Source organism: Sulfitobacter sp. KMM 9851 (assembly GCF_057178245.1).
Genome location: NZ_CM169991.1, coordinates 854,257 through 879,809, shown reverse-complemented (window position 1 = coordinate 879,809; position 25,553 = coordinate 854,257). Strand labels below are relative to the sequence as shown.

Annotated in this window: 28 protein-coding genes; 17 read left to right on the top strand and 11 right to left on the bottom strand. The window is 60.2% G+C overall.

The features are described 5' to 3' along the window. Positions 1–258 precede the first annotated feature (258 nt). Positions 259–639 (top strand): MerR family transcriptional regulator, encoded by a 381-nt coding sequence (locus tag AC1965_RS04350; RefSeq protein ID WP_483886070.1) that lies wholly within the window; start codon positions 259–261, stop codon positions 637–639. A gap of 2 nt (positions 640–641) precedes the next feature. On the opposite strand, the gene AC1965_RS04345 is transcribed toward AC1965_RS04350, so the two are convergent. Then, complete coding sequence (locus tag AC1965_RS04345) at positions 642–893, bottom strand: hypothetical protein (RefSeq protein WP_483886069.1); 252 nt, start codon at positions 891–893, stop codon at positions 642–644. Positions 894–1,015: 122 nt separating this feature from the next. Continuing rightward, positions 1,016–1,777 (bottom strand): helix-turn-helix transcriptional regulator, encoded by a 762-nt coding sequence (locus tag AC1965_RS04340; RefSeq protein ID WP_483886068.1) that lies wholly within the window; start codon positions 1,775–1,777, stop codon positions 1,016–1,018. A gap of 196 nt (positions 1,778–1,973) precedes the next feature. On the opposite strand from AC1965_RS04340, the gene AC1965_RS04335 reads away from it, so the two are divergent. From AC1965_RS04335 to AC1965_RS04300, 8 genes are all read left to right on the top strand, one after another. Then, on the top strand, positions 1,974–2,375 hold the full coding sequence (locus tag AC1965_RS04335) for a MerR family transcriptional regulator (RefSeq protein WP_483886067.1): 402 nt from the start codon (positions 1,974–1,976) through the stop codon (positions 2,373–2,375). An 80-nt stretch (positions 2,376–2,455) separates the two neighbouring features. Then, on the top strand, positions 2,456–4,237 hold the full coding sequence (locus tag AC1965_RS04330; protein WP_483886066.1) for an acyl-CoA dehydrogenase C-terminal domain-containing protein: 1,782 nt from the start codon (positions 2,456–2,458) through the stop codon (positions 4,235–4,237). A gap of 51 nt (positions 4,238–4,288) precedes the next feature. Continuing rightward, the gene (locus AC1965_RS04325) at positions 4,289–4,501 is read left to right on the top strand and encodes a hypothetical protein (protein ID WP_483886065.1); all 213 of its coding nucleotides are present in this window, start codon (positions 4,289–4,291) and stop codon (positions 4,499–4,501) included. Between the two features lie 19 nt (positions 4,502–4,520). After that, complete coding sequence (locus tag AC1965_RS04320; RefSeq protein ID WP_483886064.1) at positions 4,521–5,672, top strand: acyl-CoA dehydrogenase family protein; 1,152 nt, start codon at positions 4,521–4,523, stop codon at positions 5,670–5,672. Between the two features lie 136 nt (positions 5,673–5,808). Continuing rightward, complete coding sequence (locus AC1965_RS04315) at positions 5,809–6,447, top strand: glutathione S-transferase family protein (RefSeq protein WP_483886063.1); 639 nt, start codon at positions 5,809–5,811, stop codon at positions 6,445–6,447. A gap of 17 nt (positions 6,448–6,464) precedes the next feature. Beyond that, positions 6,465–7,676 carry an acetyl-CoA C-acetyltransferase gene (locus AC1965_RS04310; RefSeq protein WP_483886062.1) on the top strand — a complete coding sequence of 404 codons (1,212 nt, stop codon included), beginning with the start codon at positions 6,465–6,467 and terminating at the stop codon, positions 7,674–7,676. Beyond that, positions 7,676–7,969, top strand: a complete 294-nt coding sequence (locus AC1965_RS04305; RefSeq protein WP_483886061.1) for an acetyl-CoA acetyltransferase — start codon at positions 7,676–7,678, stop codon at positions 7,967–7,969. The genes AC1965_RS04310 and AC1965_RS04305 overlap by 1 nt, the downstream gene beginning before the upstream one ends. A 25-nt stretch (positions 7,970–7,994) precedes the next feature. Next, positions 7,995–10,196 (top strand): 3-hydroxyacyl-CoA dehydrogenase NAD-binding domain-containing protein, encoded by a 2,202-nt coding sequence (locus tag AC1965_RS04300; RefSeq protein WP_483886060.1) that lies wholly within the window; start codon positions 7,995–7,997, stop codon positions 10,194–10,196. Between the two features lie 96 nt (positions 10,197–10,292). Here AC1965_RS04300 and AC1965_RS04295 read toward each other — a convergent pair whose 3' ends face one another. The 3 genes from AC1965_RS04295 to AC1965_RS04285 form a co-directional block, all read right to left on the bottom strand. Continuing rightward, complete coding sequence (locus tag AC1965_RS04295; RefSeq protein WP_483886059.1) at positions 10,293–10,955, bottom strand: Hint domain-containing protein; 663 nt, start codon at positions 10,953–10,955, stop codon at positions 10,293–10,295. Positions 10,956–11,162: 207 nt separating this feature from the next. Continuing rightward, complete coding sequence (locus AC1965_RS04290) at positions 11,163–11,810, bottom strand: sulfotransferase family 2 domain-containing protein (RefSeq protein WP_483886058.1); 648 nt, start codon at positions 11,808–11,810, stop codon at positions 11,163–11,165. Further along, entirely contained in the window at positions 11,807–12,724 is a 918-nt protein-coding gene (locus AC1965_RS04285; protein WP_483886057.1) for a DMT family transporter, read from the bottom strand. The genes AC1965_RS04290 and AC1965_RS04285 overlap by 4 nt, the downstream gene beginning before the upstream one ends. Before the next feature lie 107 nt (positions 12,725–12,831). Between AC1965_RS04285 and AC1965_RS04280 the strand changes: the two genes are divergently transcribed. The 3 genes from AC1965_RS04280 to AC1965_RS04270 all read left to right on the top strand — a co-directional run bounded on the left by AC1965_RS04280 (position 12,832) and on the right by AC1965_RS04270 (position 16,114). Beyond that, positions 12,832–14,460 carry an AMP-binding protein gene (locus tag AC1965_RS04280; RefSeq protein WP_483886056.1) on the top strand — a complete coding sequence of 543 codons (1,629 nt, stop codon included), beginning with the start codon at positions 12,832–12,834 and terminating at the stop codon, positions 14,458–14,460. 2 nt (positions 14,461–14,462) lie between these two features. Beyond that, positions 14,463–15,032 (top strand): HutD/Ves family protein, encoded by a 570-nt coding sequence (locus AC1965_RS04275; protein ID WP_483886055.1) that lies wholly within the window; start codon positions 14,463–14,465, stop codon positions 15,030–15,032. Positions 15,033–15,100: 68 nt separating this feature from the next. Next, positions 15,101–16,114, top strand: a complete 1,014-nt coding sequence (locus AC1965_RS04270; protein WP_483886054.1) for a hypothetical protein — start codon at positions 15,101–15,103, stop codon at positions 16,112–16,114. A gap of 98 nt (positions 16,115–16,212) precedes the next feature. Here the strand turns inward: AC1965_RS04270 and trpB are convergent, their stop codons facing one another. Further along, positions 16,213–17,445 carry a tryptophan synthase subunit beta gene (gene trpB, locus AC1965_RS04265; RefSeq protein WP_483886053.1) on the bottom strand — a complete coding sequence of 411 codons (1,233 nt, stop codon included), beginning with the start codon at positions 17,443–17,445 and terminating at the stop codon, positions 16,213–16,215. Between the two features lie 112 nt (positions 17,446–17,557). Continuing rightward, a complete protein-coding gene (locus AC1965_RS04260; RefSeq protein ID WP_483886052.1) occupies positions 17,558–19,483 on the bottom strand; it encodes an AsmA family protein in 1,926 nt (641 codons plus the stop codon). Between the two features lie 62 nt (positions 19,484–19,545). On the opposite strand from AC1965_RS04260, the gene rimO reads away from it, so the two are divergent. After that, the gene (rimO, locus tag AC1965_RS04255; RefSeq protein ID WP_483886051.1) at positions 19,546–20,934 is read left to right on the top strand and encodes a 30S ribosomal protein S12 methylthiotransferase RimO; all 1,389 of its coding nucleotides are present in this window, start codon (positions 19,546–19,548) and stop codon (positions 20,932–20,934) included. A 1-nt stretch (position 20,935) separates the two neighbouring features. Here the strand turns inward: rimO and AC1965_RS04250 are convergent, their stop codons facing one another. Further along, positions 20,936–21,382, bottom strand: coding sequence for a hypothetical protein (locus AC1965_RS04250; RefSeq protein WP_483886050.1), 447 nt, complete (start codon positions 21,380–21,382; stop codon positions 20,936–20,938). 454 nt (positions 21,383–21,836) lie between these two features. On the opposite strand from AC1965_RS04250, the gene AC1965_RS04245 reads away from it, so the two are divergent. After that, positions 21,837–22,097: a hypothetical protein gene (locus AC1965_RS04245; RefSeq protein ID WP_483886980.1), complete on the top strand. Its 261-nt coding sequence runs from the start codon at positions 21,837–21,839 to the stop codon at positions 22,095–22,097. A 61-nt stretch (positions 22,098–22,158) separates the two neighbouring features. Beyond that, positions 22,159–22,779 (top strand): PAQR family membrane homeostasis protein TrhA, encoded by a 621-nt coding sequence (gene trhA, locus AC1965_RS04240; RefSeq protein ID WP_483886049.1) that lies wholly within the window; start codon positions 22,159–22,161, stop codon positions 22,777–22,779. On the opposite strand, the gene AC1965_RS04235 is transcribed toward trhA, so the two are convergent. From AC1965_RS04235 to AC1965_RS04225, 3 genes are read right to left on the bottom strand one after another with little or no spacing between them, the layout of a single operon-like run. Then, positions 22,776–23,132: a YigZ family protein gene (locus tag AC1965_RS04235; RefSeq protein WP_483886048.1), complete on the bottom strand. Its 357-nt coding sequence runs from the start codon at positions 23,130–23,132 to the stop codon at positions 22,776–22,778. The two genes, trhA and AC1965_RS04235, sit on opposite strands and share 4 nt — an antisense overlap. Then, positions 23,132–23,491 carry an LIC10280 family protein gene (gene lfb1, locus AC1965_RS04230; RefSeq protein ID WP_483886047.1) on the bottom strand — a complete coding sequence of 120 codons (360 nt, stop codon included), beginning with the start codon at positions 23,489–23,491 and terminating at the stop codon, positions 23,132–23,134. Before lfb1 ends, AC1965_RS04235 begins: the two co-directional genes overlap by 1 nt. 57 nt (positions 23,492–23,548) lie before the next feature. After that, the gene (locus tag AC1965_RS04225; RefSeq protein WP_483886046.1) at positions 23,549–24,262 is read right to left on the bottom strand and encodes a M48 family metallopeptidase; all 714 of its coding nucleotides are present in this window, start codon (positions 24,260–24,262) and stop codon (positions 23,549–23,551) included. A gap of 126 nt (positions 24,263–24,388) precedes the next feature. On the opposite strand from AC1965_RS04225, the gene AC1965_RS04220 reads away from it, so the two are divergent. Further along, entirely contained in the window at positions 24,389–24,619 is a 231-nt protein-coding gene (locus AC1965_RS04220) for a hypothetical protein (protein ID WP_483886045.1), read from the top strand. Positions 24,620–24,630: 11 nt separating this feature from the next. Continuing rightward, on the top strand, positions 24,631–25,509 hold the full coding sequence (locus tag AC1965_RS04215) for a branched-chain amino acid aminotransferase (RefSeq protein ID WP_483886044.1): 879 nt from the start codon (positions 24,631–24,633) through the stop codon (positions 25,507–25,509). Positions 25,510–25,553 lie beyond the last annotated feature (44 nt).

Genomic DNA, 25,553 nt, shown 5'->3' with positions numbered 1-25,553 from the left:
ATGTGAAACCTCGGCAAACACTTCGTGTCGCCGCCGCACCGTGCCAAGGCACGCTATCCCTGCGCGATCTGGTTAAGTCCGCGGACAGGCGCGGTGGCCAGTTGCGCAAAGCATGGCGCAGGCCGCCCCAAATTGAACGTCATCGCTCTGAAAATTTGACCAATCCGACGGGACGGTTATGTCTGATCTTTAACAGGCAATACCACCTGTTGCGCATCCGCGCGCGCGGCAATAGCTTGGAGCGTAAGGAGACACGCCATGGCCGATACACGCCTGACATTCAAACAGATGTGCGCCACGTTCGACGTGACTCCGCGCACCTTGCGCTATTACGAATACATTGAGCTGCTACAACCTGACCGCGAAGGCCGGGCCCGTTATTACGGGCCACGCGAAAGCGCGCGGATGAAGTTGATCATGCGGGGCCGAAAATTCGGGTTTGCCCTAGAAGACATCCGCCAGTGGTTGCTGATCTACGAAAAAGAAGGCACCGAAGCGCAAATGAAAGCTTGGGTGAAAATGGCCGACGGGCAGTTGGCGGAACTGGCCGAACAGCGGGCGCAACTGGACGAGGCGATGGCAGAGCTGCGAAAGCTGCGCGATGACACCGCGACAGCAATCGGGCAGAAAAGTCACTAAGTTCAGTGACGCGTTCCAACCCTGACCTGCTTCGACAACAGTTGCAGATCGGCGGCAATTCGGATCAACTCCGACACGGTAGCGACCGATTCAACACCGGCCAGATTATAGGCGCAGCGTTCGACCAATGCCGCCGCTGTGTCGATATCTGCCAATGCAGCAGCGCTTGTCTGATCGTCCGCGACAAGCACCGAACAGCCGCCATCATGGGCATGGCCCCCGCGGCTCGGTTTATCTTCGGAATTTCCAGACATGCGTTTTGCGCCCTATATAGGTTAGACTTGCTGACCTATTGTGATTTATGGTTAATCGCATGTCACGCAGTTACGCGACAACCCGCCCGGCGACATGGCGACGTCGCGGGCAGTGAGACACCTTAGGCTTGATCTGGCCCGCTGGGGTCATTTGGCATGGCGTGAAGCAGTCCGGCGCCAAGGCCGCGTATGGCGGCAGTGGTGCGGTCGTGCACGTCCAGCTTGGAGAACACGCGGCGCACGATGGTATCGACGGTGTGGCGCGAAATGCCCAGAATATCAGCAATGACAGTATTGCTTTTGCCCCTTGCGATCCATTCCAATACCTCGACCTCGCGCGGCGACAAAGCCACGTCGCGCGGTGCCGCTGCTTCGGTCAGTGCGCAAAAACGCAACTGCGCGATCTGCGCTGCACAATGCAGTTCAAATATCTCGACGGCATCCGGTGCGCCGTTGCGCGGACCAAACCCAAGGCCGACCACCGCTGCCTCGTCGCGCGGCCCGTAAACCTGCATCGCCAATCCGTCATAGGGACATTGCAGCGCCAAATCCTGCATATACCGGGCCTCTTTCTTGGTCAGCCGGGTCAGCCGGGCGACCTCAGACCAGCGAAACGGTTGACCGCGCCGCCGCGCCAGTGGGTCGATCGGACTGACACGCCGCAGATCCGCATCAAGGTATGTGCAATGCCATCCTTCGCCATACTCTTGCGACCGCCGGTCCTGCCCTTCGATGGCCGGACCATCGGGCGAATTGGCGTGATAGCTTACCCTCCCGATCCCTCGCCCCTGAAAGTAATCCAACGACATCCACCACAAGGCCGCAGGCGTTTCGGCAACGCCACAGGCAAGGGCAAAATCATCTAGCGACATCTGCTCAGGCATCTAATTTCCGATCTGGTTGGTGGCGTTCCTTCTAGGATGATCTCGGTTTGCGGTAGCAATTCGCTCAATGCCTGCTCCACCAAATCCAAACCATAAAAGTGACGTAACGTATCACTTACGTCAACATATAGTTCCATTGTAATGCCAGTCCAGAGCCCCACCTGAAGTCGTGAAACAACAATTGGAAAGTGATGAGATGACTACCGACACCCTGACCATCCGCCAAATGTGTGACACCTTTGATGTCACCCCGCGCACCTTGCGGTTTTACGAGGCCAAGGAGCTGCTGTTCCCAATTCGTGAAGGCCAGAAGCGCCTATTCACCAAGCGCGACCGCGCCCGGCTGAAACTGATCATTCGCGGCAAACGCTTTGGCTTCAGCCTTGAGGAAATCCGCCAACTGCTTGATCTGTATCACATGGGCGACCAGCAACAGACCCAGATTGCACGCACCTATGACATCGCCCGCGCCCGCCTTGAGGCGCTTGAGGCGGAACGTGACGAGCTGAACGAAGCAATCGACGACCTGAAAGACCAATTGAAATGGGGAGAAAAGATGATCGCCTCCATGAACCAGCCACGCCGCGCCGCCGAATAACCGGTCACAGCCGCCCGTCACGTCTAAAACCTGACACACCGCTACAATAAAAAGACACGACCAACCCCGGAGAGCAAAAAATGCCCAGCTATGTCGCCCCCACCAAAGACCTGCAATTCGTCCTGCATGACGTGTTGAATGTCACCGCAAGCAAAACACCGGGTTACGATGAGCTTGAGGCCGATTTTACCTCTGCCATCCTCGAAGAAGCGGGCAAGCTGACTTCCGAAGTCCTCGCCCCGCTTAACGTGGTGGGCGACCAAGAGGGCTGTCGTCTGGAAAACGGTGTGGTTTATACCCCCAAAGGTTTCAAAGAGGCGTTCGACAAGGTTAAAGAAGGCGGCTGGCCCGGTCTGGACATGCCCGAACAATACGGTGGCCAGAACATGCCGTACGTCATCGGCACCGCCGTGGGCGAGATGTTTTCCGCCGCGAACCAAGCGTTTACCATGTACCAGGGCCTGACCCATGGCGCCGCCAGCGCCATCCTCGCCCATGGCACCGACGCCCAGAAAGACACCTACCTGCCCAATATGGTGTCCTGCGACTGGACCGGCACCATGAACCTGACCGAACCGCACTGCGGCACCGATCTGGGCCTGATGCGCACCAAAGCCGTGCCACAGGATAACGGCAGCTATAAAATCACCGGTCAGAAAATCTTTATCTCATCCGGCGAACACGACATGGCCGACAATATCATCCATCTGGTACTCGCCAAAATCGAAGGCGGCCCCGATGGCATCAAGGGCGTGTCCCTGTTCATCGTGCCGAAATTCATGGTGAACGACGATGGCAGCCTTGGCGAACGCAACGGCGTTTCCGTCGGCTCCATCGAGGAGAAAATGGGCATTCACGGCAACTCCACCTGCGTGATGAACTACGACGATGCCACTGGTTTCCTGCTGGGCACCGAACACAAAGGCATGCGCGCCATGTTCACCATGATGAACGAAGCGCGTGTTGGCGTCGGCATGCAGGGGCTGGCACAGGCCGAAGTCGCCTATCAAAACGCCGTGATCTACGCCAACGACCGCCTGCAAGGGCGCGCCGTGACTGGGGCAGAACACCCCGACAAACCCGCCGACCCACTGATCGTACACCCCGATATCCGCCGCAGCCTGATGGATCAGAAATCATTTGTTGAAGCCGCCCGCGCCTTTATCCTCTGGGGGGCCACCATGATCGACGCCGCCCACCGTGCCGATGACAAAGACGCCGACGGCCTCGTGTCCCTGCTGACACCCGTGATCAAAGGTTTCCTGACCGATCAGGGCTACGACATGACGGTCAAAGCGCAGCAGATCTACGGCGGCCACGGTTACATCGAAGAATGGGGCATGTCCCAATTCACCCGCGACGCCCGCATCGCCATGATCTACGAAGGGGCCAATGGCGTGCAGGCGCTCGACCTCGTGGGCCGCAAACTGGCCCAGGATGGCGGCAAGCACGTGATGGCCTTCTTTGATCTGGTCAAAACCTTCATCAAAGACAACGCAGGCCAGGACGCCGATTACGATAAGGACTTCCTCGACCCGCTCAAGGCCGCCTCCAAAGACCTGCAAGCGGCAGGCATGTACTTCATGCAAAACGGCATGAAAAACCCCAATCACGCGCTGGCCGGGTCCAACGACTTCATGCATATGTTCGGCCATGTCTGCCTTGGCCTGATGTGGGCCAAAATGGGCCTGGCCGCACGCAAGGCGCTGGCGGCCGGCACCACCGACGCCGCTTTCTACGAGACCAAGCTGGCCACCGGGCGCTATTACATGGCGCGCCAACTGCCCGCGACCGCCCTGCACCTGACGCGCATCTCATCGGGTGCCGACACAGTCATGGCGTTGGAGGCCGCGAACTTCTAAGAAAGGGGCGGTGGGCCACGCGCCCACCCCACCCCAACACCCGGAGGACCGATGCCAAAACGCTTTCGCCTGACCCGCCGTTTTCCCGTCGCCATGACCGAAGATGGCTACCGAAAGCTCAAGAAATTCAGTGCCGAGGCAGGTCTGGACGAAGGCGAGGCGCTGTCGTTTCTCTTTGAGAATTTCAACAGCGTCATCAACCAAGAAAACCTGACAGCGCGCCTGCGCCTGTTCAATTCAGAACTCGACGACCGCAAACGATGAACCCTTGGGGAGGGGCCAGATGACAGACCAGCCAAGATCAAACTGGATGACCGACGAACACCGTATGATTGCGGAAATGACGGCCAATTTCATCAATACCGAATGGGCCCCCAAGTTTGAGACATGGCGCAAACAGGGCCAGATGGACCGCGAAATATGGGCGCAAGCAGGCGAATTGGGCCTGCTCTGCCCCTCCGTCCCCGAAGCATACGGCGGCCCCGGCGGTGATTTCGGCCACGAAGCCGCAATCTTGATCGAAGGCTCGCGTGCCAATCTCGCCTCTTGGGGCCACGGCATCCACTCAGGCATCGTGGCGCATTACATTCTGGCCTACGGCACCGAAGACCAGAAAAAACGCTGGCTGCCTAAAATGGTCTCGGGCGAATTGGTCGGCGCGCTGGCGATGACCGAACCCTCCACCGGATCAGACGTGCAGCGCATCAAAACCAAAGCGGTGCGCGACGGCAATGCTTACCGCCTGTCGGGGCAGAAAACCTTTATCACCAACGGCCAACACGCCAACCTGATCATCGTCGCCGCCAAAACCGACCCCAAGGAAGGCGCCAAAGGCGTGTCCATGGTGGTGGTCGAAACCGACGGCGCACAGGGTTTCCAACGTGGCCGCAACCTCGACAAGATCGGCCTGCACGCCGCCGATACGTCGGAGCTTTTCTTCGACAACGTCGAAATCCCACCCGAAAACATCCTCGGCCAGCAGGAAGGCCAAGGGTTCTATCAGATGATGCAGCAACTTCCGCAAGAACGCTTGATCATCGGCTGCGGTGCCGTGGGTGCCATGGAAGGCGCGGTTGAACGCACCATCGCCTATTGCAAGGAACGCGAAGCCTTCGGCGGTCCGCTGACCCAGTTCCAGAACACGCGCTTCCAACTGGCCGAATGCAAAACAAAAACCACAGTCGCACGCGCGTTTCTTGATGAATGCATCGCCGACCACTTGCGCGGCGAACTGACGGTCGAAAAGGCCGCGATGCAAAAGTACTGGCTGACAGACACCCAAGGCGAGGTGCTGGACGTCTGCCTACAAATGCACGGCGGCTATGGCTATATGCAAGAATACGCCATCGGCGAAATGTGGGCCGACGCCCGCGTGCAACGCATCTACGGTGGCACCAATGAGATCATGAAGGAACTGATTGCGCGCAGCCTCTAACCGCGCCCCCGGCCCCGCCCGCCGCGCAGAGGTATTTAAGAAAGGATGAAGACAAGGCCCCACCTGCCCCCTTCATCCAATTACAAATACCTTCCGACGGCGCAGCGGGCGCAGACAGATTTAAAAGGAGAGAGACGTGACCATTCAGCTTTATTGTTTTGGCGAATCCGGCAACGCCTACAAAGCGGCGCTGGCCTTGGAACTGTCGGGACTGGACTGGGAGCCGGTCAAAGTCGACTTTTTCGGCGGCCAGACGCGCCAGCCCGATTACCGCACACAAATCAACAACATGGGCGAAGCGCCAGTGATGATCGATGGCGATCTGCGGCTTACCCAATCAGGCGTGATCCAGGATTACGTTGCGGAAAAATCCGGCAAATTCGGCGGCCGCGACGCGACGGAACGCCGCGAAATCCTGCGTTGGGTGTTATGGGACAACCACAAACTCAGCTCCACCGCCGGGCTGACCCGCTTCTTGATGAACTTTCTGCCAGAGGACAAACGCCCTGCGGAAGTCATCGCCTTTAACCAAGGTCGCCTAAAAGCCGCCTATGCCGTGCTGAACGACCACCTCGCCACCCGCGACTGGATCGTGGGCGATGCCCTGACCAACGCCGACCTGTCGTGCTGCGGGTATCTTTATTACCCCGAACCTTTCGGGTTCGACCGCGCCGAATGGCCCCATATCGACAGATGGCTCACGCGTCTGTCTGAAACACCGGGCTGGAAAGCCCCTTACGACCTGATGCCCGGCAGCCCTGCTGACCGCGCCTGAACCCGGAGGACATAAACATGACCGAAGCCTATATCTACGACGCCCTGCGCACCCCCCGTGGCAAAGGCCGCAAGGACGGCGCCCTGCACGAGGTGACCGCCCTGCGCCTCTCGGCCCAGACCCTGAACGCCGTGAAAGAACGCAACAACCTCGAAGGCCATGCCGTCGAAGACGTGATCTGGGGCAATGTCACGCAAGTCATGGAACAGGGGGGCTGTCTGGCCCGCTCTGCCGTGCTGGCGTCTGACCTTGATGAACGCATCCCCGGCCTCGCCATCAACCGCTTCTGCGCGTCGGGTATGGAGGCCGTGAACCTCGCCGCCAACCAGATCAAAGGCGGCGCTGGCATGGCCTATATCGCAGGCGGTGTCGAAATGATGGGCCGCGTCCCCATGGGCAGCGATGGCGCGGCAATTGCCGTCGACCCAACGCTCGCGATGGAGAAATACTTTGTCCCCCAAGGCATCTCGGCCGATATCATCGCCACCGAATACGGCTTTACCCGCGATCAGGCCGACCAACTGGCGGTGGAATCGCAACGCCGCGCCAAACTGGCCTGGGACGAAGGCCGCTTTGACAACTCCGTCATCACCATCCGCGATCAGAACGGCCTGACCATCCTGGACCGCGACGAATACATGCGCCCCCAGACCGACATGCAGTCGCTTGGCAGCCTAAACCCCGCGTTTCAGGCGATGGGCGAGGTCATGCCCGGCTTCGACAAGATTGCGATCATGAAATACCCCCACCTTGAGCGGATCAACCACATCCACCACGCGGGCAACTCATCCGGCATCGTTGATGGTGCTGCCGCCGTGTTGATCGGCAACAAGGAATTTGGCGAAAAATACGGCCTCAAACCCCGCGCCCGCATCCGCGCCACCGCGAAAATCGGCACCGATCCGACCATCATGCTGACCGGCCCGGTACCCGTGACCGAAAAGATCCTGCGCGACAACGGCATGACCATCGGCGATATTGACCTGTTCGAGGTTAACGAAGCTTTCGCCGCCGTCGTTATGCGCTTTATGCAGGCATTCGATGTCGACGACGCTAAGGTGAACGTCAACGGCGGTTCCATCGCCATGGGCCACCCCTTGGGCGCCACCGGTGCCATGATCATCGGCACCCTGTTGGATGAACTTGAACGCGCCGACAAAGAGGTCGGCCTTGCCACGCTTTGCATCGCCTCCGGCATGGGTGCCGCCACCATCATCGAGCGCGTATAATGGCACAAAATCATCCCTTCCACGCCATTGCCACCCTCGCCGCCAACCGCAAAATCGACCTGCATATCAAGGTCGAACGCGACGGCGATTACGTGCGCCTTTACAGCAATGATCCGGCGCTGTTTTTCAAACACCGCGACGATCCCAGCGACAGCTTTGACCGCGAAGCCTTTGGCCAATCCAAACGCATCCTGCTCAGCGCCGAAGACTGCGACGCAGGCACCAATCAAACATTGGCCCTGATCGAAAGCCTGCTGGAAAAATTCGCTGATTACAAATTTCAGCGCAGCTGACCTAACCCATGAACGGGAGAGATAAATGACTGATTTCACATCAAAAACAGACGCCGAAGGCATCGCCACCATCACTTGGGACGTCGCCGACAAATCCATGAACGTCATGTCCTTTGACGGGTTGCGCGATCTGGAAAAACACATCGACGCGGCGCTGGCTGATGACGCCGTAAAAGGCATCATTATCACCTCGGGCAAAGAGGGATCATTCGCCGGCGGCATGGACCTGAACCTGCTGGCCAAGATGAAAGATGACGCAGGCGACGACCCCGCAAAGGGCCTGTTTGAGGGCACGATGCAGATGCACGCTCTGCTGCGCAAAATCGAACTGGCGGGCATGGACCCGAAAACCCAGAAAGGCGGCAAACCCGTCGCCTGTGTGATCCCCGGCACCGCTGCGGGCATTGGCCTGGAACTGCCACTGGCCACCCACCGCACCTTTGCCGCCAATAACCCCAAGGCCCGCATCGGCCTGCCCGAAATCCTCGTCGGTATCTTCCCCGGCGCGGGCGGCACCACCCGTATGGTGCGCAAACTTGGAGCCATGGGCGCCTCTCCCTATCTGCTTGAGGGCAAGATGGTCGCGCCCGACGCCGCCGTAAAAGCCGGTATACTGGACGAAGTTTCAGACGATCCAATGGCCGCCGCCCGCGCTTGGGTGCTGTCCGCCAAGGACGCCGATCTGGTGAAACCATGGGATGCAAAGGGCTATAAAATGCCCGGCGGCGCGCCCTATCACCCCGCCGGTTTCATGACCTTCGTCGGTGCCTCCGCCATGGTCAACGGCAAGACCCAAGGCGTCTACCCGGCGGCCAAGGCCCTGCTGTCTGCCGTATACGAAGGCGCAATGGTCCCCTTCGACACAGCCCTAAAGATCGAAGCGCGCTGGTTTACCAACGTGCTGATGAACCCCTCGTCCGGCAACATGATCCGCTCGCTTTTCCTGAACAAGGAAGCGCTGGAAAAAGGGGCCGTGCGCCCCGAAGGCGTGCCAGACCAGCGCGTCAAGAAACTTGGCGTCTTGGGCGCGGGCATGATGGGCGCAGGCATCACGCTTGTTTCCGTTCAGGCGGGCATCGAAGTCGTCTTGATCGACCAAACCCAAGAGGCCGCCGACAAGGGCAAGTCCTATGCCGCCAGCTATTTCGACAAGGGCATCGCCCGCAGGAAATCCACCGCGGAAAAGAAAGAAGCGGCGCTGAACCTCATCAACGCCACCACCGATCTGGACGCGCTGAAAGGCTGTGATCTGATCATCGAAGCGGTGTTTGAGGACCCCAAAGTCAAAGCCGAGATGACCAAAAAGGTCGAAGCGGTGATCCCCGACGATTGCATCTTCGCCTCCAACACCTCGACCCTGCCGATCACCGATCTGGCCAAGGCATCCAGCCGTCAGGAACAATTCATCGGCATCCACTTCTTCTCCCCGGTCGAAAAAATGCTGCTGGTGGAGATCATCAAGGGCAAGCAAACCGGTGACCGCGCCGTGGCCAAGGCGCTCGATTACGTGCGCCAGATCCGCAAGACGCCCATCGTGGTCAATGACGCGCGTTTCTTCTATGCCAACCGCTGTATCATCCCCTACATCAACGAAGGGGTGCGCATGGTCCAAGAAGGGGTCGAACCCGCGCTGATCGAAAACGCCGCCAAACTGGTCGGCATGCCGCTGGGGCCACTGCAATTGATGGATGAAACCTCCATCGATCTGGGGGCCAAGATTGCCCGCGCCACCAAGGCGGCAATGGGTGCGGACTATCCCAACGACGACATCGACCCGCTGGTGTTCTGGATGGAGGCCGAGGGCCGTCTGGGCCGCAAGGCCAACGCCGGGTTCTACAGCTACGACGCCAAGGGCAAACGCGAAGGGCTGTGGGCAGGCTTGGGCGATAAATACCCCGTGGCCGACGACCAGCCCGACCTGATCGAAGTGCAGCACCGTCTGCTGTTCAGCCAAGTCCTCGAGGCCGTCCGCGCGCTGGAAGAAGGCGTACTGATGGACATCCGCGAAGGCGACGTCGGCGCGATCCTTGGCTGGGGTTTTGCCCCATGGTCCGGTGGCCCGCTGTCATGGCTCGACATGATCGGCGCGCCCTATGCGGCTGAGCGTTGCGACCAGTTGACCGAGAAGTTCGGCGACCGTTTCGCCTGCCCCGATCTGCTGCGCGAAATGGCAGCAAAGGGTCAAAGCTTTTACGGGCGGTTTGACCCTGAAGTCAAAGCAGCTTGAACGACAAAAGGGGCGCTTCGGCGCCCCTTTTTACTGCTGTGAACCCTGAACCGAACAACCGCCCTGGTCCGTGCAACCCCCAGACCGCGCCGCCCTTCAGCAATATCCGGCAACACCCCCACCGGCAACGATCCGGTCCTCGATCGCCAGACAGTCCGCGAGATGCGCCGCGTCCTCCAGCGCCAGCACGTCATAGCCCGCTTGGTCGTTGCCGATATAGCAATCCAGCGCCATGCGACGCAGCGGGCAATGGATCAGTGCGCCGCCCTCGGCATAGATCACCTGTTCCTCAGCGAAATAGATCATGATCAATTCGACGTACTGGCTTGGCGCTGCGCGGTGTATGCCGCGCAGGCCCACCAGTGCCGCTGCGGGCACAATCGCAAAGGGGTCACCGTAGATATCCGCCGCCGCATCGCTTTCGACGAGCACACCCTGATCGGCCAGCAATGTCAGCTCCTCACGGTTATCAAGCGCGCCGACAGGCACCACGACGGGCCATTGTGCAGCAACTGTATCAGGGGCGTCGAGCCAGATAGACGCCCGTCTCACCTCAACGATTTCCTGCATCCCATTGTCAAACGTCAGCACCATATCGCCCACCGCCAGCGCCTCGACTGCGCGCCAGCCCAGGTTCGACGCGACCCGCGTTCCGGCCAGCAGCCCATATGTTCTCAATGCCAGCCCGCCATCGTAAGCGCCGCTGGTTTCCACACCACGGTGATGCGGTGTCGTCGGTTTAGTGTTCCATCCAAACATATCATCCATCCCCATGGTGAAGCGCCAGTGGCAGTGGCGCGTTTGCAGTTCATGTTAAGATTTGCGGCGATTCCCATGGCGCTGGGTGGGTCACAAAACGGCGGGATTGGGGCATTGGTAAGGGTTTTTGAGACAATTCCGGATGATTGGCCAAGATTAATGGCCAAACCGCCGACAATAACCCCGATGTCGGTTAACGATGACGCCTTATTCGAACTGATACGCGAATCGCGCAATGTCTTCGGCACAGTCTTCAGCCACGATATTGCGCAAAATTGGGGTATAATAGTCGCGATACCCCGCCGCGCGCTCAGACGCATTGCTGCGCGACAGGGTCAGTTCAAACCCCAGATGATCAAACAGAGGTGCCGCATCGGTGGCAAAATACTCCAGCCGGATATAAGCGCTACAGCGTTCCTCGCCGTTGATATCGGTCATATACCGTCGCGCTGGCCAGTCACGCAGACTGGCGCGGGTTTCCGGCGTGGTCAGAAAACTGTCAAACGTCAGCGCTTTGGCCAAGGTGACAGCGGGATGATCGAAATCTTGCCCCCGCAGCCAGTAATAATAGCTCACCGCGCGATCCCAGGGGTTGCGTACCATCGTGAAGGTAAACATGCCCGCCAGGTCTGCTGTGCTGATCAGCCCGTCCACATCTGCGAGCGTTGCGTGTTTCCATAGCCGCCCTGCCGCCTGCACGTTCTTGTACCGCCGCCGCCTTTTCAGCGCCTTGGGCGTGTCGCCCAGCATGATGTCGTCCTTCATCGCCCGCGCCTCCAGCGCCAACGCCAGTGACGTACCGCCGGTTTTGGGAATATGCACAAAGGCATAGCGACGGCCTCGGCTGAGGATCATTCCGCCGCCCCCGGTGCGCGCAGCGGCACGGGTTCATCACTTCGCAGCGCGATGATGGTTCCGGCCAAGGCAATCAGCCCCATACCAAAAAAGGCCAGCGGGCCAATGGTTTGCCCCCACAGTGCCCAGGCCCAGAAACTGGCAAACACCAGCAGCGAATATTCAAACACCGCCACCTGGCCCGCCTCCCCAATCTGATAGCCCCGCACCAGAAACCCGATCCCGATCAACGATCCCACCGCCTGCACCGTGATCCAGAACCACATCGCACCGTCCAGCGGGGCCCAGCCGCGCGCGACAAACCCCTCTGGCCCCGCAGGCCCGGTCGCCGGCATGATCAACACCCCAATAGCCCCCATCACCGCCAACATCCCAAAGAACCCCGCCGTCAGCGTCACCGTGCTTTCGCCTTCGCACCACGCCCGTGTGGCAACAGCCCCAATGGCGTAGAACACCCCGGCCAAAACAGGCAAAAACGCCACCGGGTCCAGCGCCGCAGGGTCCGGGCGGATCACCAGCACCGCGCCCACAAACCCCACGGCCACCGCCGCCCAACGCCAGCGCCCGACGCGTTTACCTTGAAAAATAACGGAAATCAGCAATACGAAAAGTGGCGAGGTGAACAACCCCGCCACCACCACGCCAATCGGCATAAACGCCAGACAGCCAAAGTAGATCAGCATCGCCCCCGACTGAAACAGGCTGCGCCCCACCACTGCCAAAACCCGCCGGGGTCGCAATATGCCCAATCCCAGCGCCGCAATCACGGCCAATATCGCCACGGCCATAATCCCACGCAGCATGTGAAACTGCCAAAGCGATCCGCGTTCGGTGATGAAAGGCACAAAGTTGTCCGTCAGCCCCAAAGTCGCCATCCCCGCGACCACAAAAACAGCCGCCAGGCCGGATTTCATACTGTTACTCTCCACTTACCACCTCTTTTTACCATCACCCTCTTCCCAAAGTCATGCCATCGCCGCAATACTCAACCCCTAAAGTTTTCGCATCAGGGGAGGGTTGCATGGGCTGGATGAGTGACGAAACCGGGTTGGACAAATGCACCGCCAATTTTGTGCCCCTCACGCCGCTGTCTCACCTGCGCCGCGCGGCACAGGTCTTTGCCAAGCATACCGCCGTCATCTACGGCGATCACCGCGTCACCTATGCGCAATATCACGACCGTTGCACGCGTCTGGCCTCGGCCCTTGCTGGCATGGGCGTGGTGCCGGGGGATGTCGTCGCCACCCTCATCCCGAACCTGCCCGCCCAAGCCGAAGCACACTTTGGCGTTCCCGCCTGCGGGGCCGTGCTGAACACCATCAATGTGCGGCTGGAACCCGGCACCGTCGCCTATATCCTTGAACACGGCGGCGCAAAAGTGCTGCTGGTCGACACGCAGTTCCTCGACCTTGCCGAAGCCGCCTGCGCCGCAATGGACGGTCCCGCCCCGCAGATCATCGAAGTCCCCGACCCTGCCGCCGGATATCCCGCCACCGGCCGCCACCCCGCGTACGAAGATCGGTTGGCGCAAGCCGATCCCAGCTTTGACTGGTTCATGCCCCAAGACGAATGGGAAAGCCTCGCGCTCAACTATACCTCCGGCACCACCGGGCGGCCCAAGGGCGTGGTCTACCACCATCGCGGTGCATACCTCATGACCATGGGCACCGTGGTCAGCTGGCGCATGGTGCTGCATCCGGTGTTCATGCAGATCGTGCCGCTGTTCCACTGCAACGGTTGGAACCACACTTGGATGATGCCGTTGATCGGCGGCACGTTGGTTTGCTGCCGCGATGTCACAGCCTCGGCTATCTACAACGCGATCGCCGATCACGGCGTCACCCATTTCGGCGGCGCGCCGATCGTGCTCAACATGCTGGTGAACGCTCCGGCAAGCGATCGCCGCACCTTTGATCATCTGGTTGAGGTTTTCACCGCCGGCGCGCCCCCCGCACCCGCAACCCTGTCCAAGATCGAAAAGCTTGGCTTCAACGTGACCCAGGTCTACGGGCTTACAGAAACCTACGGCCACGTCACAGAATGCCTCTGGCAAGCGGGCGAATGGGACGCGCTGACCGAAGCCGATCGCGCCAATATCAAGGCCCGCCAGGGGGTCGCGATGCCGATGATGGACGACATCACCGTGACCGATGCGAACCTGAGCCAGACTCCAATGGATGGCAAGACGTTGGGCGAAATCATGATCCGCGGCAATTCGGTGATGAAAGGCTACCTGAAAAATCCTGACGCAACCCACGCGGCCTTTGCGGGCGGTTACTTTCACTCCGGCGACATCGCAGTGCAACACCCCGACGGCTATATCCAGATCGCAGACCGCGCCAAGGATATCATTATCTCCGGCGGCGAAAACATCTCCAGCGTCGAGATCGAAGGTGTGCTGATGGCCCACCCGGATGTAAACCTCGCCGCCGTAGTCGCCAAGCCGGATGACAAATGGGGCGAGGTGCCTTGTGCCTTTGTGGAACTGAAACCGGGGGCGACAGAAGACGCTACCGCGCTCATTACCTTCGCGCGCGCCGCCCTCGCCGGGTTCAAGACACCCAAGGTGGTGGTGTTCTGCGAATTGCCCAAAACCTCGACCGGGAAAATCCAGAAATATGAGCTGCGCAAACAGGCCGCCCTGCTGTGACCATGCACATATTGCGCTACCGCGACCTGCCCGCCAGCGTCTGGAAAAACGGCGGCGGTGTCACGCGCGAAATCGCGCGCGGTGACCACACTGGCCGCATGGCATGGCGATTAAGCATGGCCGAAGTTGCACAGGACGGCGCGTTTTCAGATTTCAGCGGATACCAAAGGATTCTGACAGTGATCCGCGGTAACGGGATGGTTCTACACAGCCCAGATACCGCTATGCACGCGCCACGACTGGTACCGGTGACGTTCGACGGGGCCACGCCGATCAAGGCGACGCTGACCCAGGGCCCGCTGGAAGATCTGAACCTGATTTTTGACCCTCTGCTTTGTACCGGCACAGTCAGCATTTTGGCAGATGGCGCGACAATTGCCGCCGGGGGGGCCGATGTAATCGCTGTGATCTGCGTCAGCGGCACTTTGGCACTGGCCGACAGCGACCTGCGACAGGGCGACTGCGCACTGCTTGGCCCCAATACCGGCCCCATCGACACCGCCGATGCCACAGCCCTTGTCGTGCGATTGCACCATCGCAAACTGATCTCGATCATACCCTCTATTATGTAACGCGCCATTGCCGATCCCGGCCTGCGTGCTAGACTACAGAAAACCAACTGGGCCCCGCAGCAGACTTCATGACCGCCTTGAAAAAATATGCCCGCCTCGAAGCGACGGGCCTGTGGCGTGCGACGCCGGATGCGCAGCGGCGCGAGGTTATTGTATCCATTGGCGATGCAACGCTGGTGATCAGCGACCTAAAGGATCAGGCGCTGACCCATTGGTCGCTGGCGGCGGTGGAACGGGCAAACGCAGGCCAGCGGCCCGCAGTATATTTTCCCGACGGCGACCCCGGCGAAACCCTGGAACTGCCCGAGGACGAAGTGCAGATGGTCGAGGCCATCGAAAAACTGCGCCACGCCGTCAACAGGGGCCGCCCGCGGCCCGGTCGTTTGCGCTGGTTGGGGTTACTGGCCTCGGCGGCGGCGGTCACGGCATTGACCGTGTTCTGGCTGCCCGATGCCTTGCGCGACCACACATTAAAGGTCGTGCCAAACGTCAAACGCGCCTCACTGGGGGCGGCATTGCTCAAACGGGTCGAACGGGTATCAGGAACGACCTGCGCCAGCACCAGCGGCACCGCCGCACTCAACCGCTTGGCGACAAGGCTTGAGGCCGGGCGGCTGGTGATCCTGCCTGCCATGACGATGCCCAGTCTGCACCTGCCCGGCCGGGTGACCGTGTTAAATCGCAGTGTCATCGAAGATTATGAAGAACCCGATGTCGCCGCCGGCTATGCCCTGACAGAAGATGTCATGCGCGCCGCCTATGATCCGTTGCGCGCCCTGCTCGAAGGGGTGGGCCTGCGGGAAAACTTCCGTCTGCTGACCACCGGTGATGTCGCACCCGCAGCCCTTGATGCCTACGCCGAACAATTGCTTACCCGCCCACGTGCCACACCCAACCTGCAAAAGCAGCTCGCCCGCTTTGACAAGGCAGAGTTGCGCAGCACGCCCTATGCCTATGCGCGCGACATCACCGGCGAAACCACACTGCCCCTGATCGAAGGTGATCCGATGAATGGCCGCCTGACTGCGCCCCTGCTGTCAGACGCCGACTGGCTGCGCCTGCAAAGCATCTGCGGCGGCTGACAGTCAGGCACTCTGTTACTTTTCCGGGTCAAAAATACCCTTGGGGGGCGGAGGCGCGCAGCGCCACCGGGGGGCAAAGCCCCCCTTGATCGGCTCCGTCAGGCAAACTCGCCCATCTCGAACCCCAGCGCGCGCGCCACGGTAAAGATGTCCTTGTCGCCCCGCCCACACATGTTCATGCAGATCAGGTGATCTTTGGGCAGCGTCGGTGCAATCTTCATGACATGCGCCAGCGCGTGTGACGGTTCCAGCGCTGGAATGATACCTTCAAGCGCGCAAGACAGCTGAAACGCCTCCAGCGCCTCTACATCGGTGATGGAGACATATTTCGCACGACCGATCTCATGCAGCCAGGCATGTTCTGGCCCGATGCCCGGATAATCCAGCCCCGCCGAGATCGAGAACCCCTCCAGAATCTGGCCATCGTCATCCTGCAACAGATAGGTCCGGTTGCCATGCAACACGCCGGGCCGCCCACCGGTGAGGGAGGCACAATGCTCCATCTTGGCGTTCACACCCTTACCGCCGGCCTCGACCCCGATGATGTTGACCGATGTGTCGTCGAGGAACGGATGAAACAACCCCATCGCGTTGGACCCACCACCGATGGCGGCGATCAACGTATCGGGCAGACGGCCTTCGGCGGCCTGCATCTGCTCGCGCACTTCCTTGCCGATGATGCTTTGGAAATCGCGGACCATCGCCGGATAGGGGTGCGGCCCGGCAACTGTGCCGATGCAATAGAAGGTATCACGCACATTGGTCACCCAGTCGCGCAGCGCATCGTTCATCGCGTCCTTCAGCGTGCCACGGCCCGACGTAACCGGCACAACCTCGGCGCCCAGCAGACGCATGCGGAACACATTGGGGGCCTGACGCTCCACATCATGCGCGCCCATGTAGACCACACATTTCAGGCCGAACTTGGCACAGACGGTCGCCGTCGCAACGCCGTGCTGGCCCGCCCCGGTTTCCGCAATGATACGTTTCTTGCCCATGCGCCGCGCCAGAATGATCTGACCCAGCACATTGTTGATTTTATGCGCGCCCGTGTGGTTCAGCTCGTCCCGCTTGAGGTAAACCTTGGCCCCGCCCAGATGATCGGTCAGCCGCTCAGCAAAATACAGCGGGCTGGGTCGCCCTACATAGTGGGTCCACAGATCATGCATCTCGGCCCAGAAACTATCGTCCGTCTTGGCGCGTTCATACTGCTCTTGCAGTTCAAGGATCAGCGGCATCAGCGTTTCCGAGACAAACCGCCCACCAAAATCGCCAAAGCGCCCGTTTTCGTCGGGGCCGTTCATGAAAGAGTTGAAAAGATCGTTGGCCATTGGGGGTCTCCTGAAATATTCCGTCAGCTTTATCGCAGCCCGCCCGCCTCCGCCACCATGAGTTTTATCTGGCGCCGACGACGCGGGTCATCGCCGACGCCAAACGCCCCGGCTACTCCAGCAGCTTGAACAACTCGCGCTTCAGGCGATCCTCCAATTCGTCCCGTACGACTTCTTCGGTCGATCGGGTATCACCCGGCGCGATGTTCAGCTCCTCTTGCAGCTTTTGCCGCACCCGATCTTCCGCACGCTTTTTCTCTTCGGCAAAGTTCAGATCAAGCGCCGCTTTCAAATCGGGCTTGATTGCCGGGTCGGCCCAGGGGCCGACAATGCGCACTGGCACAGCCAGCCCCCCACGAGACACATTCACCCGCAGCGCCTTGGGCGTTACCGTATAGTCAATGGTCTGCGCGCCAAGATTAACCAGTCCCTTGCCGGTGGCATTGAAATTGGGCAGCAACATCAGCAAGTCGTCGTTTCGCAGGATACCGTCCTGAATGGTGAAATTCGCGCCCAACGAGTCGAACACCGTGCTGCCGCCCTTTACGTCAACCGACCCCAGCAGCGCGTCGAGGTCGATGCCCTCGATTGTGCCACGCCCGATCTTGACCGCGCCGTCCCCCTTGAGGGATTTGATGATTGCGTCAATGGACTGCCCGGCACCAAGGAATGACAACTCGGCGTCTCCCTTGCCGGAAAACCGGGTCAGCCCGGCCGTATCGCGCAACAACGGCTGCATCTCGACCCCCAGCGCCTGTAGCTTGCCGCCCACCGACAGACCACCTCGGTTGTTCATCACGAACTCACCCACGAACCGTCCACCGTAGGCTTGCATCTCGCGTAGATCGAACACCATCCGCGACCGGTCATTGCGCAGGACCACGCGCGAGGCCCCCAACGTAAGACCGCCCAGGTCAATACTGTCCGCTGTCAACGCGATATCACCGTTGAATGCAGCCAGACCGCTTGCATCAATCGGGGTCTTTGACCACCCGGCTGTGGCAGCGGCACCTCCCGATGCGCCCGCGTTGGCCCCCGTCACGCCTGACAAATCCAACGCGCCCGCCGTGAACTGCGCGTTGACCTGCGGCGTCCCATTGAGCGTGACATCGGCCCCACCCCGCAAGCTATTGCCGCCCAGATCAGCGACCAATTCACGCAGGGCCAGTCGGCGGTCGGGCGTCAGAGTTACCTGCGCCTTGATATCCGCCTTACGCCCCAACCCTTGAGGCACGTCAATGACACCCGCGCCCAACGCCGCCAGAAATGCCCCGGTATCGCTGGTCTTTAGCCACAAATCACCTGCCACCGCCCCTTTCAGCGATCCGCGCCCGGTGACAGTCAGCCCGCCCCCCTTGGCCTCAAGCCGCAGGCGCAGCGGCTGCACGTCACCGGCAAGGAACCGGTCAAACCGTTCAACCTTGCTTGTCAGCGTCACCCGCGACCCGGCGGGGCTGAGGCTGGCAACGATATCCGCAGCACCTGTATGTTCAGGCCAGTCCAGCGCCAGATCAACGCCTTGGTACGACACTAGATCGGCACCTTCGGCGTCATAAATCAGCGTCGCATCACGTACCGTCAGCTTTTGGATCGTCACCGGGCGGGCGGCACGGGCCGGAGTGGTTTCGGTTTCGATCTGTGCGCCACTCGCGCTGTCGGTAAACTGCCAGCTGGCGCGGCCGTCACGGCGCTGCTCAAGCCGGATTACCGGGCTTTGTGCCTCGATGTTGGTGATGCGGATTTCACCGCGCAGCAAGGCACCGGCATCAACCCCAATCGCCGCATTGGCCGCCGTCAGCATCGCGCCTTCATCTGCCCAATCGGCATTGCCAACCTCAAGCCCGCCTGCGGTGACACCCAAGACCGGCCAAAAGGTCATCTTCACATCGCCAGAAATCGTCACATCGCGCCCGGTCACCTTGCGCAGCTGATCGCTGGCAATCCGCGCAATCCGATCCGCCGGCAACAGCATCAAAGACCCCGCAGCGATCAAAATGATCAGCCCCAGTATCCCGATTCCCCGAAAAATCCATTTCATGCCTGTCTCCTCCTGCGCGGTGGCTCTTCCCCCGCTTTGTTGCATGGCTTATAGCCCAAGTCATGAGCACAAACCCACCCAATCTGCGCCCCGACCTTGCCCCAGCCGCAAAAATCGGCGACCGCCCCCGCCCGGGCCAGCCGACAATCGGCATGGTCAGCCTTGGTTGCCCCAAAGCATTGGTGGACAGCGAAAGAATCCTCACGCGCCTGCGCGCCGAAGGCTATGGCGTGTCGCCAGATTACGCCGGTGCTGACGCCGTCATCGTCAATACCTGTGGTTTTCTTGATTCGGCCAAAGCGGAAAGCCTGGACGCCATCGGCGAGGCATTGGCGGAAAACGGCCGCGTGATTGTAACAGGCTGTCTGGGGGCAGAACCGGACTACATCCGCGAACATCACCCCAAAATCCTCGCCGTCACCGGGCCACACCAATACGAACAGGTGCTCGACGCCGTTCACAGCGCCGTGCCACCCAGCCCGGACCCCTTTATTGACCTTCTGCCAACCCAGCAGGTCAGCCTGACCCCGCGCCACTACAGTTATCTAAAGATTTCCGAGGGCTGCAACCACAAGTGCAAGTTCTGCATCATCCCCGACATGCGCGGCCGCCTGCAGTCGCGCCCCGCCCACGCCGTAGTGCGCGAGGCCGAAAGGCTGGTCGCGGGAGGCGTCAAGGAACTGCTGGTGATCTCACAGGATACCTCAGCCTACGGCGTTGACATCAAACACGCCGAAGACCGCGGCCACCGGGCCCATATCACCGATCTGGCCCGCGATCTGGGCACGCTTGGTGCATGGGTGCGGCTGCATTACGTCTATCCCTACCCACACGTGCGCAACCTGATCCCGCTGATGGATCAGATGTCGCAGGCGGGCGGCATGGTGTTGCCCTACCTCGACATCCCGTTCCAACATGCCCACCCTGATGTGCTCAAACGCATGGCACGCCCGGCGGCGGCGGCCAAAACGCTGGATGAAATCACCGCATGGCGCGCCGCCTGCCCCGATATCACCCTGCGCTCAACCTTCATCGTTGGCTATCCGGGCGAAACTGAGGCCGAATTCCAGACTCTGTTGGATTGGCTTGACGAGGCACAATTGGACCGTGTGGGTTGTTTCCAATACGAAAACGTCGCCGGGGCGCGCTCAAATGCGCTGCCCGATCACGTCGATGCAGCAGTCAAGCAAGACCGCTGGGACCGTTTCATGGCCAAGGCCCAAGCGATTTCCGAAGCGAAGCTCGCCGCCAAGGTGGGAAAAGTCATCGACGTGATCGTGGATGAAATCGACGACGATGCCGCCACCTGCCGCACCAAGGCCGACGCGCCCGAAATTGACGGCAACCTGTTCATCGACGAAGATTTCAAAAACCTGTCCGTAGGCGACATTGTAGCTGTCGAAGTCGAAGAAGCCGGCGAATACGATCTTTGGGGGCGGCTGGTGCGCTAACCTAAAGATCCACGTCGATCGTTATGAAATGCGGCCCGGGGTTGGTCAGGTCGTGCATGATGAAATCCATGATCATTCGGCAAAGGTGGATCATCACCTGATCCCCGATCGCCCCCTTTGCTCCGGCAAGTGCCCCCATGAACTCGCTTTGGGTCTGTTCGGCGGTCTTGGACACATCAAAGTAGTACTTCATCTTGATGTTGCGCGTCATCACCACCCCAAAGGAAAACCCCGGCGTGCAAATCTGGCGGACCAAAGCCGCGCGGATTTTTCCAAAACTTGCCTCCACTTGAGAAATCATGCTGCGGCTGCCCTTGCCCGACGATGCGGGGTTCAACTTGGGCAAAGAGGCCGCGAATTTCAACGATGTCATGTCGCCCTCGGTCCAGGCGCCGCTGCTGGCTTTGAACCCGTTTGATCCAAATGCCTTTAATTCAAACCCAATCATAAAATATCCTATCCAAGCGTGTCATCCCGAGTGTGCAAAATTCACCCCCGTCGCTTCCCCTTATCATAATTTGGTAAGGCAACCTAACGACTGCACGCTTGGCCTGATCCCACCTAAGCCCCGAGCCCCTCTGGCAGTTTCCTTTCTAGCCTCAACTATTACCTCGGCCTCGTGGCGGGCACTGCCCCCAGAGCACCACGACGAGCCCGCCTGCCCCATGCACAAAACCGCTCATATGGTGGAAAGATGCCGCCGCACCACTACATATACCCCATAGAGCATCGGGGGACGCTGTAGGACTTGTAAATGTTCCCTTTATGTTCTATATGTGGAACACAGTAGAACAAGGAATGGCATCATGTCTTTTCAGCCTCAGTTTCCCGGCATCTTCTCTCCCGAACAGGGGGCGCGGCCTGCGCGTGGGGACACATCCCTGCCCGCGACCGAAAAACAAATGCAGTATGCGCAATCGCTGGCGCTTAAGTCCGGGCAGAAGTTGCCCAAGGATATCGGCCAGGATCGTGCGGCGCTTTCGGCATGGATTGACGCGCATAAACCGCGCCCGATGGATGGGCCCTTTGCCAATTATCCATCGTCGAAACAAGTCGCCTTTGCCGAACGGATCGCCCGACTGAAACGCCGCGATGTGCCGCAGGAATGTTTCCGCGACAAGACCCTGATGTCGCGCTGGATCGACGGCAATAAACCGCGCTAGGATAACTGCCTGACGTCAGGTCAGAGATGATGGGTTAACTCCGCTCTGCTAATCTAGCGTCATGGCCTATCCAACCTCCACTGCTGAAACACTTGCTGATGGCACGGTGCATATCGCCGGGCTGCTGTTTGCCATTCCTGCCAGCGTCATGCTGATCATGCACGCCGCCGGTCAAGAGGCTGCGCTGACCGCGACCGCGATCTATGCCAGTTCAATCCTGCTGTCCTTCACCGCGTCAGCAATCTATCATCTGCTGCCCTTCGACCGCAGCCGCGCTCTGCTGGGCCGCATCGACCATGCCGCAATTTATTTCAAGATCGCAGGCACCTACACGCCCCTCGTCATGGTCATCGGTTCGGGTTTTGCCTACGGAATTCTTGGCGTGATCTGGGCGCTTGCGGTCATTGGTGCGGTGGCCAAACTTTGGTTTTGGCGGACCGATGGGCGCGGATCTCTGGCGCTTTATCTTGGGATGGGGTGGCTGTCGTTGCTGCTGATTTATCCGATGTGGCACAAGCTGCCCGGTGTCGCACTGGCGCTGGTGGCGGCAGGCGGTCTGACATACTCGCTGGGGACACTTATTTATGCCCACCCCGGCATGCGCTATCAAAACGCGATCTGGCATGTATTTGTGCTGGCCGCCACGGTCTGCTTTTTCGCCGCCATCGCCATCAGCGTCTAAATCGCATCAAGATAGGCGCGCACGCAGCTCTGCACATGGCGGAACCGATCCCCACCCAGATGTTTGCCCCCGAACCATCGGGTAACGATGACCAGATGATCCTCAAGCTCTTCCCGCTCGAGCATCCGGACGATCACCATCCCGGCCCCGGCCTCCCCGTCATCGCCCTTCAGCGCGCCGCCCTCTGACAGCAGCACCGCCCAGGTGTTATGGGTCGCTTTGGCGTAAGATTTTTCGCGCTTGAGCTGCTTCAGCGCCGCGTCGACCTCTGCCCGGTCCGATACCAGACAGCCCGAAACCGCATATTTCGACCCCCGATCGCTCAGCACCTTGCCTAGTTTACGCAGCCTCATCAGCGCCGGGACAACCGTTCCAACGCGGTGCCGTTGTTCCATGTACCATGCAGATCCCCGTTGGCCATGACGACATAGACCACCGGCGCGCTTTCGCCCCAGTTGACCACAACAACCAGCCCGTCGCGCACGCCGCTGCCCGAATAGTTCTGACCGCCCACCGTCCAGTCAATCTGCACCGATCCATCGCGCTCGGCGATCTGCGCCACCCCTTGATAGGCGGACCCATCGGGATTGCGCCCCTCAGCCAGATAGCTGCCGCTGATATCAGCCTGCTGCGCCATCGCAACCAGAGGCAGGCAAAGGGCGACCAGGCCCGCCAGAATGGCACGGCGGCCGGGGATTACAAATGAACGCATGGTCAAATCCTATGTGGGTACAATACCCTGCATCTTATCTGATCCAGACGCGCGGCGCTACAGCCCCGCCGCCGTTCGGCGAACCGTCTCAAGCCGTTGGGTGTTGGGTGGGTGCGTGCCCAGAAATTTATCACCCGGATCAGGGATGCGCGTGAAAAATTCTGCCCCGCGCAAAGGGTCATAACCCGCACGCGCAGTGATTATTGTGCCCAGCGCATCCGCCTCAAGCTCGAAATCCTTGGAGTAACGCCGCGCGCCAACTTCGGCCCCCGTGCGCTGTGCCGCCTCGATTGTCTGTGTGCTGCCCCCCAGCAATACCGCTGCCGCCCCGGCGACCACCGCCCCTGCAACCGCGTTTTGCTGCTGTCGCCCGATGTGTCCCGCAATATGATGCGCAGCCTCATGGCCCATAACAAAGGCAAGTTCGTCTTCGTTGCGGGCATCCGCGATCAGGGCCAGCGTAAAGGCGACAATAGGACGCCCCTGTTTGTCGAGGGTTTGAAACGCGTTGGCAGGTTGGCCGGGACGGTCGTCCACCACAATATTGAAATCACAGTTCACGCCGGTTGTACGGTTGCGACACTCGCGTTCGGCCACCGGCTCCAACGTTTGAACCACCCGCACAAAGCTGCGCGCGGCAGCACTTGCTGACACTTGGGCGCTGTTGGGCTGCGCCGGATTGGTTGGCAGCGGGCCAGGGACCATCGTCACCACCTCGCAAGCCGACAAAAGAACGGCCGCCCCCATCGCGCACAGGGTATTTCTCAACATCTCGGCAATTCCTTCCCCAAGCGTTTGTAGAGCTTGTTTTAGCACGCCTGTCTGGGGGTGCCACCCCGATCACGCCAGTTTGACGGCTGGTCTTGCGCTCTTCCGCCGAAAGCCTAATGTGCGAATATGTTTACCATCGAGCACGAATTCGACGCCACTGTCATCACCCTGATCGACGAATCCAACGCGCCCTTGCGCGAGGATGTCATCGTGCAGGCTTTTGCCGGGCAGATCACCTTTGAACAATGGGACGCGCGCACCGACAATGTGGTCAAGATCACCCTGTCGCCTGCCCAGCTTAGTGATCTGACGGCGGCGCTGAACCTGCCCGAAGGCATATACCGCAGCAACACCTAAGGACCGCAGACATGGCCACTGGCACCGACATCAAAACCTATTTCAATGGCGCATGGCATGACGGCGATCTGCCCACCATCAAGGCTGCCGATCACGGCGCCTGGCTGGGCACCACCGTGTTTGACGGGGCGCGTCTGTTTGACGGCCTGGCCCCCGACCTTGAGGCGCATTGCGCCCGGATCAACCGCTCTGCCCGCGCGCTGATGATCACGCCCACTGTCGAAACCCAAGACATGGTAGCAATGGTCCGCGACGGGCTGCAGAGCTATGGCCGCGATCAGGCCGTTTATATCCGTCCGATGTATTGGGCGCTGGCAGGGGATGAACTGGGTATCGTGCCGCTGGCTGGGGCCACCGGCTTTGCCATCAGCCTTGAGGCGATTCCGATGGCCCCGCCAGAGGCCGCCACCACCCTGACTCGCACCCGCTTTCGCCGTCCGGTGCTAGAAGACAACGTGGTCAACGCCAAGGCGGGCTGCCTTTATCCAAACAATGCCCGGATGATGGTCGAGGCCCGCAGTAAGGGGTTTGGCAATGCGCTGGTGGCCGATGCCATGGGCAACGTGGCCGAAAGCGCGTCGGCCAACGTGTTCATGGTCAAAGACGGAGAAGTTTTTACGCCGATCCCCAACGGCACGTTTCTGGCCGGCATCACGCGCGCGCGCCACATGATCAACATGCGCGCGGATGGTATGAAGGTGCACGAAGCAGTGCTGAGCTTTGACGATTTTCATGCCGCCGATGAGGTCTTTCTGTCGGGCAATATGATGAAGGTCACCCCGGTCAGCGCCTTTGACGACACCAAGTATGCCATTGGGGACAACGGCAATCCGGTGACGCGCCGGGTGCGCGAAATGTATTGGGACTGGGCGGCGTCCGAACGCAGCTAGGGCGCGCACCGCCTCTGCCAAAAGAAATTGCAAGCCGCCCGGCG